At 30.0% G+C, this 10,117-nt stretch carries 17 protein-coding genes and 1 pseudogene; all 18 read right to left on the bottom strand.

The window, feature by feature from the left end:
- Positions 1-182: pseudogene (locus tag A3835_09735) on the bottom strand (L-alanyl-D-glutamate peptidase).
- A 1-nt stretch (position 183) separates the two neighbouring features.
- Complete coding sequence (locus A3835_09730; GenBank protein ORI09474.1) at positions 184-483, bottom strand: hypothetical protein; 300 nt, start codon at positions 481-483, stop codon at positions 184-186.
- The gene (locus tag A3835_09725) at positions 458-715 is read right to left on the bottom strand and encodes a hypothetical protein (GenBank protein ID ORI09473.1); all 258 of its coding nucleotides are present in this window, start codon (positions 713-715) and stop codon (positions 458-460) included. The genes A3835_09730 and A3835_09725 overlap by 26 nt, the downstream gene beginning before the upstream one ends.
- Positions 696-1,082: a hypothetical protein gene (locus A3835_09720; GenBank protein ORI09472.1), complete on the bottom strand. Its 387-nt coding sequence runs from the start codon at positions 1,080-1,082 to the stop codon at positions 696-698. Before A3835_09720 ends, A3835_09725 begins: the two co-directional genes overlap by 20 nt.
- Positions 1,082-1,417, bottom strand: a complete 336-nt coding sequence (locus tag A3835_09715; protein ORI09471.1) for a hypothetical protein — start codon at positions 1,415-1,417, stop codon at positions 1,082-1,084. Before A3835_09715 ends, A3835_09720 begins: the two co-directional genes overlap by 1 nt.
- A 10-nt stretch (positions 1,418-1,427) precedes the next feature.
- Positions 1,428-1,775, bottom strand: a complete 348-nt coding sequence (locus A3835_09710) for a hypothetical protein (GenBank protein ID ORI09470.1) — start codon at positions 1,773-1,775, stop codon at positions 1,428-1,430.
- Between the two features lie 416 nt (positions 1,776-2,191).
- A complete protein-coding gene (locus A3835_09705) occupies positions 2,192-2,584 on the bottom strand; it encodes a hypothetical protein (protein ID ORI09469.1) in 393 nt (130 codons plus the stop codon).
- 53 nt (positions 2,585-2,637) lie between these two features.
- Complete coding sequence (locus A3835_09700; GenBank protein ID ORI09468.1) at positions 2,638-2,997, bottom strand: hypothetical protein; 360 nt, start codon at positions 2,995-2,997, stop codon at positions 2,638-2,640.
- The gene (locus A3835_09695) at positions 2,960-3,769 is read right to left on the bottom strand and encodes a hypothetical protein (GenBank protein ORI09467.1); all 810 of its coding nucleotides are present in this window, start codon (positions 3,767-3,769) and stop codon (positions 2,960-2,962) included. The genes A3835_09700 and A3835_09695 overlap by 38 nt, the downstream gene beginning before the upstream one ends.
- A complete protein-coding gene (locus tag A3835_09690; GenBank protein ORI09466.1) occupies positions 3,769-3,966 on the bottom strand; it encodes a hypothetical protein in 198 nt (65 codons plus the stop codon). Before A3835_09690 ends, A3835_09695 begins: the two co-directional genes overlap by 1 nt.
- Positions 3,956-4,720, bottom strand: coding sequence for a hypothetical protein (locus A3835_09685; protein ORI09465.1), 765 nt, complete (start codon positions 4,718-4,720; stop codon positions 3,956-3,958). Before A3835_09685 ends, A3835_09690 begins: the two co-directional genes overlap by 11 nt.
- Positions 4,720-5,916 carry a hypothetical protein gene (locus A3835_09680; protein ORI09464.1) on the bottom strand — a complete coding sequence of 399 codons (1,197 nt, stop codon included), beginning with the start codon at positions 5,914-5,916 and terminating at the stop codon, positions 4,720-4,722. The genes A3835_09685 and A3835_09680 overlap by 1 nt, the downstream gene beginning before the upstream one ends.
- A gap of 18 nt (positions 5,917-5,934) precedes the next feature.
- A complete protein-coding gene (locus A3835_09675) occupies positions 5,935-6,771 on the bottom strand; it encodes a hypothetical protein (protein ID ORI09463.1) in 837 nt (278 codons plus the stop codon).
- A gap of 14 nt (positions 6,772-6,785) precedes the next feature.
- Positions 6,786-7,085 carry a hypothetical protein gene (locus A3835_09670; GenBank protein ORI09462.1) on the bottom strand — a complete coding sequence of 100 codons (300 nt, stop codon included), beginning with the start codon at positions 7,083-7,085 and terminating at the stop codon, positions 6,786-6,788.
- A gap of 136 nt (positions 7,086-7,221) precedes the next feature.
- On the bottom strand, positions 7,222-8,502 hold the full coding sequence (locus tag A3835_09665; protein ID ORI09461.1) for a hypothetical protein: 1,281 nt from the start codon (positions 8,500-8,502) through the stop codon (positions 7,222-7,224).
- A gap of 84 nt (positions 8,503-8,586) precedes the next feature.
- Positions 8,587-9,042 (bottom strand): hypothetical protein, encoded by a 456-nt coding sequence (locus A3835_09660; protein ORI09460.1) that lies wholly within the window; start codon positions 9,040-9,042, stop codon positions 8,587-8,589.
- Entirely contained in the window at positions 9,015-9,218 is a 204-nt protein-coding gene (locus A3835_09655) for a hypothetical protein (protein ID ORI09459.1), read from the bottom strand. The genes A3835_09660 and A3835_09655 overlap by 28 nt, the downstream gene beginning before the upstream one ends.
- On the bottom strand, positions 9,218-10,117 hold a 900-nt coding region (locus A3835_09650; protein ID ORI09458.1), incomplete at its 5' end, for a transposase. The genes A3835_09655 and A3835_09650, both read right to left, overlap by 1 nt.

The raw sequence follows: 10,117 nt of genomic DNA, 5'->3' as shown, positions 1-10,117 counted from the left end.
GCACATCTTTTTAAATGATTTGAATTCATTGTTTTACTTTTACCACTATTATAATAAATTTCTTGCTGGGCTTGTGTCCTTTCTAATTCGCCACCCCTTATAGAATACCCATTAGAATGAATATAATTTAAAAGTTTTTCAACATCCTTCATAAAAGCTTCTTGATGCTCGCCAAGTGTCATGTTAATCCTTTTCTATCCTTTTATCTAAGGCTTTATCAATTTTTGAATATATCCAATCAGTGCCACGCCAAGTTACAAAACCAGCAAGAGCGACCGAAACTCTAATATTGTTTAGAAAGAAAAAAAATATTTCATAACTAATCCAACATAAAAACATAGAACTTAAAAAACTAAGCAAATAAGATAAAATTTTATATTTGATCTTAGAGAAATCTTTAGTTTCAAGATTTAAAATCGAGGCTATAAATCCAACAAAAAGAACCAAAATTAAATAATTATCGTCCTTGTTTAAATTGTCCATTTACACAGCCTTTTAATAAATCTTCTATTCGTATGCAGTAAATAATTAAATCTTTTAAACTTTCTGGATTTAATGGATCAAAAGCAGGCTTATCTGGAATTGTTACGTTACATTCTATAGGCATATAAGCTTCTTTAATAGCACCTTGTGAAGATTTTGCAGAACAGCCAACAAACAAAACAAGATAAGACAGTAAGAAAAAGAAAAATAGTTTATTTGGAATAATTGCCATCGCTAAACTCTAAAAGTAAAGTATCGTAAAATTTTAGCTTACTTAAGCAGTCGTCCGTTTTAGGTGTTTCGATAGTGCTAAAACGTTTTTGTAATTTTTGATTTAAAATATTATTTTCTTTAGATATTTTTTCGCTATCTATTTTTAATTGCTTAATTTTTAAATTTTGATTATCAATAATTAAAAAAGCGTTTTTAGTATATTCTTTTTCAGTTGCTAAATGAGCTTTTAAAGTGCTAACTTTAGCATCATAGTTTCTTACTTCACCCTTTAAAAAAGAAATATAAAGAAGTAAAATAGAATAAGCAAATATATGTATTAACAGCCCCCTACCAAATAGGGAGCTTAAATTTAACAGTGAAAACACTATTTTACTTTTCTAGCACTAATAACGTAAATTTCATCAAACTTAACGCCATTAAATTTTTTACCAGCTAAAGCGGTTTTGATCTGGTCTTCATCGATACTAGGCTTAGTATAAAAGCTAAAAGTAGTTTTATTGCCAGCCGTATTTTTACCAGTAATAGTATATTCAATAACGCTTGCTTCGCTTGAGTTACCTTGCTCGTTAGCACGAGAAAGTATTACGTAAGTTCCTTCAAGAGCATTATCACAAAATGCTTTAGCTTCAGCACCACCGCACGGCAAAGCAAAGCCATAAGTTCTATTATTTATTGTATTTTTAACTAAACACTTAGACATCTCTTACTCCTTAAAGTCTATCAAATTTCAAAGTTACATAATCGCATTTAACAGCAGTATCATAATTTGCATCTAATTTGCCAGTAAAATCAGAAAGAAAATTTTGAAACATATAACTTTGTTTAACGTGCGGGATAGTTACCATAGTAGAAATTCTACCAGTCGCAGTCTTAGCACCAACGATCACATTTTTACGATTAAGTGGATCAGGTGTTGAAGCTAAAGCAGTGCCACCATCGCCAAAGACTGAATAACTTTCAACTTTGCCAGCTAAAAGCGGAAGTAAAGCATCTTCATCACTACCACTAGAAAAAGTAAGACTTTTTGCATAAAGTCCATCTATTGTTTGTCTTAACATTTTTTTATCCTTTCTTTTGTCATTCGACTTTTTTAAATTTGCTTGTTTTTGTTAAAACGTTTTAAACAAGAGAATATTAAGCAAAAAAGAGAAAGTTAAATAATTAAGGTTAGATTAAGGACGCTTCAGCACGCTCAAAACGCTTTCGCGTTTTTCGTCCGCGTGGTGTTTGCGTGGCGATAGCTAGCAAAAAGACACAATTATAAGTTTTAAGATATCCGAGCAATCGCAGAAACTATCGCCACAACGCAAACAAAAAAACAACTAAAGAAGATAAAAAGATCGAGAAAGAAAAAAGATAATAAAAAGAGAATAAACTAAAAGGAAAAAAAGAAAACACGGCACACACCGCAGAGCGGTGGGCGCCGTGTTTGGGAGGGGGGACAATATCTATCAAGAACAACACAGAAAAAAATTTAAAATTTTATCAAAGAGCAAGGGATACGTGAAACTTTATTATAGCGGATAGTTTTGAGTAAATTTTTATTTGATCCATAAAATTTAACTTCTAAAGAGCCCTTAGAGTGTAAAAACGCTTTCAACTCATCATAATTACAAAATTTATAATTTAAAACGTTTTCAGCTTCAGCCAATTTTTTATCATCATAAAGAGAATAATCGACATAACAAATAGACCCCTTAAGATAAGAACGACCAGAAGCCATAACAACATAAGGATAATTTTTACAAATAAATTCAGATGCTTCAACATCTGACATATTAATAAAAGACTCTTTTAAATTATCAAAATAACTATATCCGAAAGAAATATTAAAAAACAAACAAAAAGCAACAATTTTTCTAAGCATGAGCAACTCCTTTTTATATAAAGAAATAATTATAAAGACAAATTATTAAAATTTTACTTATCCATAAAAAGCGAACAAGAAACACCCTTTACAGCAAGTCCGCCTACTTCTAAATGTGTTTTAATTAAAGCAGATATTTCAGCTTCGTTTTTAGTCTTTTTTACATTATGAATTAAAATTTGCTTGCACATACGATTTTTATTAGATACAAAAGCTTTAAATTGCTTATTGTAATTGAAGTCATCAGACGGAAAATTAGTTTTTTGAGTTTCGAACTCGACTTTATAAATATACTTAATCTCAGCAGTAGAAACAGCATCTAAAAAAGCAATTAGATCGGAAACACTTTTGGCTTCAAGTGTTGAAGTGATAACCCTATTGCCTTGCTGTTGTGTAATTTTGTAGATAGGCATAATACTCCTTTTTTGAAAATCGATAAACTGATAAATAGCGATGTTGTAAATTAAAGTTAGTTACATCGCTATAAAATTGAGAATAAAAAGAAGAGAGATAATTTTCAAATATATTAATAAAATCAGAAAATTCATAAACAAAAGATTTATTAACAAAACTAGAAAAAATAGAAAAAAGATTAAAAGCTTCAGTATGAATACCAGTATAGTCACAATCCAAAAGACCAAGACGAAGATCACTTCTAAAAAAGGGGCTAGAAGACGAATAACAAGAAAAATCAGAAAAGGAGAGACGGCTGGTATATTTTGCATAATTAAAAGATGCAGGAATACAAAAATAAAAGTAATCAGATCGATCACTAAAAGAAAAGAATAAATTACTATCAAAATAAGAAGAAATTTCAGAAGAGCTAGGCAAATCCATAATATTGATCTTGCCAGATGGAGTTAAAAAATCAGTGCCTACCCTATATTCATAATCGGCAGCATCATCGCTATTATAATGCATATGTAAAGGGGCATTAGCCTTTTTAATGCTAGAATTAGTATAAGCAGAAAAATAAAAGCCAAGACCAAAAAGAGAAGAAATACGCTTATCACGAATACAACTATTACCAGAAAAACCGCAATCAAAAAGCGCATCTTTCTTATCATATTTTTCATCAATACTAGCATTTAAATTTTCAGTATTAGAACGAAAAAATAATATTCTCTCAATAAAAAAAGTAAAATCTTTTTTCTTATTACAGCAACCACACAGCAAAGAAACCATTATTCTTTACCTACAAGATCACGGCAAAGAATTTTTAAAAGACGATTTGTTTCATCCAAAGATGCTAAACCACTTTTATCATCTTTTTTATCTTTTAAGTTGTCAGTTAATATTTTTTCAATACGAGCAAGACAAGCACCAATACTATCAAATTTCTTCATTTCTTCTTCAAAAGCTTTTTCACAATCAAGAGCCATGCTTTTTATCCTTTCCATTAAAATAGCCTAGTCCATTCATCATAGTAATAAACATTTCACTAAGCCCCAAAACGTTACCAGCATCATCAGTAACAAACATAAAATCAGCAACGTGATTTAAAGCGTCAATATCAATCTTATCACTTCCAGTTATACGTCTAAGAATTTCTTTATCTTGCGGAGTAAAGCGAGAGCTAAAAAGCTTAAAAAGTAGGGTTTGATTTATATTATCAACCTTTGCTTTTGCATAGTTAAATTCTTGATTTTTAGTTTCTAAAATATGCTGACGTTGATTAATAACAGTATTGACATTTTGGAGTGCTGAACTATTAGAATTATTAGTATTGATAATTTGATTACCACACTCCACAAAAACTTTGGCAACACCAATACGATCAGAAAAATTACCAGTTAAAAAACCAAGCATTCTATTAAGTTTAACGCCTTTTATATTACTAAGCTTATTTTTGGCATATCTACCTAAAGGAGAGAGTAAAGCCACAACACCAGCATAAACAATACTCATAATTTTATTTACAACACTTTCTTGAAGTTGAATATACTTTACTAAAGCCGCGCTAAACATAATAGTAACACCGCTATTTATTGCATCCTTTAAAATTCCGTCGTCCATACCACTATTTTTTAACTTAGATAAAACTTGATCGTAAGCAACGCTATAGGTTAAGTCTTCAAACATTTCATCAATGCCAAGCTTTAAAATTCTTCCAGCTTCAGAACGTTTATCAGCCATTATTTTAAATCCTTAAGTAGAGTTTTACTAGGTAATTCAGTATCAAACAAATCTTTAAAATTTGGGATAGGTATATCAAATAAATTTAAAGCATCGCTATCTAATTCAAAACTATTTTCATCAGTTAAAACACGAGCCTGAACAGCTTGACGAGATAAAGCAATATCGCGTGGCGAAGCGTTAGCAATAGTATTGCCATCGAGATCCTTTACAGCAATCGAAGTCTTATAAAAATCAGCTTTTTCTTTATAAATTTCAAGCGTTTTAGTTGAATTATCACTAAGTATTTTTTGATTATCGACATAAGAACTAGGTAAAGTAATTTCAACTGGCTTATTAATAGCCAAAGAAGCGTTTAAATTATTATCGACAGCAACACTGGCTTTAAGCTTAACACCAGCCAAACCATCTTTTATAGCTTGCGAATACTCTTTTGAATTAACAACAAGCTTTTCTAAATTTTGATTATATACTTTTTGATTTTCGCCAATAGTTGAGATATATTTAGAAATTTCACTATTAATTTTTTCTTGAGATTTTAACACTTCTTTAAAATCTACACCAGTAGAAACAGCGGAATTACCGCCAGTATTTGACGAAGCATTATCATATATACGATCGCCAGTATAAGGATTATAAAGCGTTTTAGTAGTAGGATCAACCCAATATCCAGTTTTTCTATCAAATGTAACACGCCCTTGAATTTCTGGAGATTGATTATATAAATTATCTTTTTTAGCGCTAGCTTGTTTATCAAAAGCATTATTTTTCACAGCTCCTAAAACAGCCAAATTTAAAGACATAAGCTTTAATATATGATTTTGCTGATCTAAAACACCAAGTAAAGTTAGGGGGACACTACTAGGCTTATCATTATCAGATGGCTTAGGTAAATTATCTTCTTTAGGTTTTTCTTTTTCTTTTTGTGTGTCTATTGCTTTAGCTTCACGTTGTTTAGCATAATATTCACTAAGCTCTTTTATATTTTTATCAACATCGACACTTTCTTTTTTATCAAAAAAACTATTATAAACATTTTTTAAGCCCCAAATACCAAGAGCAGTTATATCAGCAACAGGGTTATCTTTTAAATCAAAATTAGCACCAGCACCAATAGCACCAGCAACCCCACCAGCTTTTAGAGCACTATTAACTTGACTAACTTTGCTAATAGCTTGAGTAATACCAGAATACATTATTTAAAATCCCTTTCTTTATAAATAAATAGGTGGCTCATTACTTTCGGATTTAGCTTGCTTTTCAACGGCTTCATTGCGTAATCTTAAAAATAAACTAAATAAATCTTCTTCGCCAGAATATTCAAAAATTTGTTTAACAACATCAGATAAATCAAGAGAATTAACGGCAGAACTCTTAAAAATATAAGCATATAAAGCAATCACATACTTATAAAATGTTTTATCAAATTTAAATGGTCTAACTAATCCAGCTGGAACAAAAATTCGGCGAACACTAAAAACACCAAGTTTTACTAATTCATAATCAAGACAAAAAACATCGTAAAAAAGAATAAATTTATTAAGACCAAGTTGCAATAAAGAGCAACCTAAAACATAAAAAGGCAAGCTAAAATCTTTAATTTGAACGATTTGACCTTTAGAAAAAGCTCCTAAAGTAATATCACTTTGTATAGTTGAAAATGGCAAATCAAGAAGAGCAGAAGAAAAAATATTAGCTAGATTAAAATCAGAAGAGAGAAGTTTATGCCCCTTTGGTATATCTTTCTTTTCAATTTCAACGTAAAGACCAGAGATAGCAAAACGTATATCAGAAACATCCAAAGGATTTAAAATACAATCACAAATAAAAAATTCATCATCGCCACCATAAACCAAAAAATCAAACAATTTAACAAAAATTTGGTTAGAATAAATATCTTTAAGATATATCGGATCACTAGCATTACAACGATGAATGGTTTTAATATCATCTAAAGAATAATTACAAGGCTGGTACTGACTAAGACTATTTATTAAAGAACCGCTATCACTTAAAGAGAAAGCACCTAAATTTTTAATAATATTTAACATTTTATAACCCTTTTTTAAAATAAATCTAATCTAGGCTGTTTAACAGCAAAAATATATTTACGACCATTTCGCAAAGAATAGCCTTTACTATCTAATAGCTTTTTCAAATTTGTTTGAATAAAAAGAATATTTAATTCATCAAGAGCCGAGTAAAAAGCCTTTCTACTACCAATAACAATATCAGCCCAAATAAAACCAAGCTTTTTGGCGTAAAGCCTTTTAACGAAAGGACATTTAATATCAATACAAATAACATCCTTGCCACTATCTAATAATTCACACACCAAAAGACCATAAGCGTTCAATTTTTGCATTGAAACCCCTTTAAAGCATTCGTTATAGGATGAATATAATCATCATTTCTTATTTTGCTAATGGCAACAAAAAAATCATTTAAAGAAGCGTTAAAAACATCAAAAAGAGGATTATCTATATCTAAATTCTGATTTTTTATAGTTTTTCATTTTTTAAAAAATTGCCAGCAAGCTTTGATAAGCCGTATTCGTGAAGAGTTAAACCATCATTTTCAAGGTCTTTAAGTGTTTTAGTAAAAACATATAAAAAATTTTCACCACTAACACCCAAATTAGTATAAACAGCACTTACAAAGGCTTTTAAAGCCATTTTTGCTTTTTTAATATCCTTTGACTGAATAAGATCGTGCATAGTAAGAGCTTTAAATTTATCATCGCCCCAAGGCAAGAGCATATCCCAAAATTTAAGCCTATTATCATCAAAATCGCATCTTTGATAAATTTTTCTTGCACTATCACTTTGAATAGTGCCAGCAGTTAAACGATTAATTTCATCATCAGTTAGATCATACCATTTACAAATACTAAGCCCTTGCGACCAAAAAGCCCCCAAATGATTAAAAATATAAGCAATTTCATCACTTTCATTAATAGGGATTAATCTTTTTATTGCAGATCGCCCAAACTCCGCTTCATGTCTAAATACAAACATATCAACAGCAGGGTTAAAGCCGTTTATTTCCCATTTTGTGAAAATTAGAGTTGAAATATTTTTGCTTTGAACTTGTTTTATTTTGTCATAAACCCTAAACATATGCGGATTTTTTCCGAAGCTTACACCTTCAAAGCGAGTAAAACGCATAAAATTATTGACATTAATTTCGGTTATATCATTAAAAACTGGCGAATTTTCATCAATTATTAAATCATCGTCATCTTTTTTATATTGATCTGAATAGTTAGAAACTCTTTTTAAACTTCTAAATTGTAAAAAATCTTGTGGAGTATATTTTATGCCAGTTACATCAGTTGCAAGGTCGAGCCTTAAAACACTTATTTTAAAATGCTCTTTAAATATATCACTTAAAAATTTATTTACAAGCTCATAGGCTCTAACGTGTCCATATTTAAGTAAAAATATGCTTCTAAATTGAATTTTTAAATGATACAGCCCTTTTGGCTTAAATTTAGTATCTGAAATGGTGCAAAATATATCATCGTTTGAAAAATATCCAAAATATTGACCTAAGCCTTTACTTGATACTTTAAAATTTCCGTAATCAAAGCCCAAATCATCCAAAATATACTTTTCGCCAAATGTGCGTAAATTTTGTGCTTGTTGTTTTAGTGTAGCTATCTTACGAATAAAGCTTGAAAAAGTTGTATTAAAAAATTTTTCATCAATACAATTTACGCCTATAACTAAAGTATCGATACCTTGATGAAGTATTTTAAATCTATCGTCTTTATATATCATTTTTAAACCTTTAATAAAACCCAGCTTGTCCCGCCTAACCTTGCTGATAGTCTAGGCACGGGGCTAAGGTTTAGCCCCTATTTTTCAAGCATTCGAGCCATTTTTAAGTGCTTCAAGTTTTAGCATTGCCGTGACAAAACTATCAATTGCAGGGACAAATTTATTAAAAACAATAACTGGAGTTGAATTATAAGCGTCCTTATAAATCCTATATTCGATCTTACCACTAGCGATATAAACTTCGTCATCTTTTAGATCAAGGTATTGCTCTTGCGTTATCCTTGTGGTATGCTCACCACCGCTATTTAAAGCGACAAAAGTCAGAACATAGCTATCATCCCACTTTTCAAACTCTCCAAGCTCGTTTACAATGGGATTGTTATCTTTATCTAGCTTTTGCTTACCATCGATCTTTTTAGTCTTTAAGACTTTAATCTTTTGCTCGAAACAATCTAAATTTTGGTTGAGAGATTGATAAATTTCTCTATAAAGATTTTCGCTTGTGCTGTCCATTAATGGAGCTGTTGCATTTTTTGCCATTTTTTTATCCTTTTTGAAAAAATTTGATTTTTTATTAAGTATCTATTACTAATAATTTGAGAAAGATAAGCTTTGCTAATCTTTAAATGATCGCATATATCAGCCCTTGTTAAAGAATTTTTAGATGATAGGATTTCAAGAACTGAAAAGATTAGCTTATAATGAATTTTTTTCATTAAATAGCCTTTATTTCTGGATTAAAAGGGAATAAGCTTTTTAAATAACGGACTATCGCACACATAACAGCAACGACAGCAACCATTTTCTTTTTACCATTAGCTAGCAAACGCTCATAACGTGCCTTAAATTTAGCGTTAAAACGAATTGCACATAATGCAGTCATAAATAGAATACGCCTTATATTAGAATTGCCCATTTTGTTTATCTTTTGGCTTTTATGAACACTTGAGCCACTTTGAAAAATTCTAGGACTAAGACCAATAAAACTTATAAATTGTTTTTCAGATTTATCCCTATTAAAATGCAGTTGTGGAAATAAATTTAAAGCGAGATCAATGCCGAAGCCTTTATTTTCTTTAATGATCTCTTCTGTTTCTGGAATAGCTTTTTTAACAAGATCAAAAGCTAGTTTTTGAAGCATAGCTTGAAGTTTTGCAATCTCTTTTATAAGATTTGCGATAACGTCATCAATTACTTTATTATTTAAAGTTTTTTGAGAGCTTTTAAAATTTTTAAGTTGAGTATTTATTTTTTGGAGCAAATTTAAGGCTGAATTGTAACTTTTTATCTCTAAATACTCGGTATTATATTTATCAGGTGCAATCTCACTTTTAAAAGTCCTAGCATAAACAGCCAAGCCATAACTATCGCTTGTATCAGTTTTTATAGTGCTAAGATGCTTTAAAAATAAAGATGATTTATAGGGGTTTGTAACACAATATCTAATACTTAAATCAGATAAAGCCTTTTGAAGTGCTAAATGATAATTTGATGTTGCTTCAAAAACAACTAAAATTTCATCATTTTTAAAACTATCAAAATAAACTTTGATAAGCTCATGGTTATTAGGCAATGTTTCAAATTTAGCTTTCTCACTCGTGATAGAAGTTAAAAA

The organism is Campylobacter concisus, from assembly GCA_002092835.1.
Classification (GTDB): domain Bacteria; phylum Campylobacterota; class Campylobacteria; order Campylobacterales; family Campylobacteraceae; genus Campylobacter_A; species Campylobacter_A concisus_K.
Note: the sequence above shows the minus strand (reverse complement) of the source record. Positions and strands in the feature narration are given on the sequence as shown.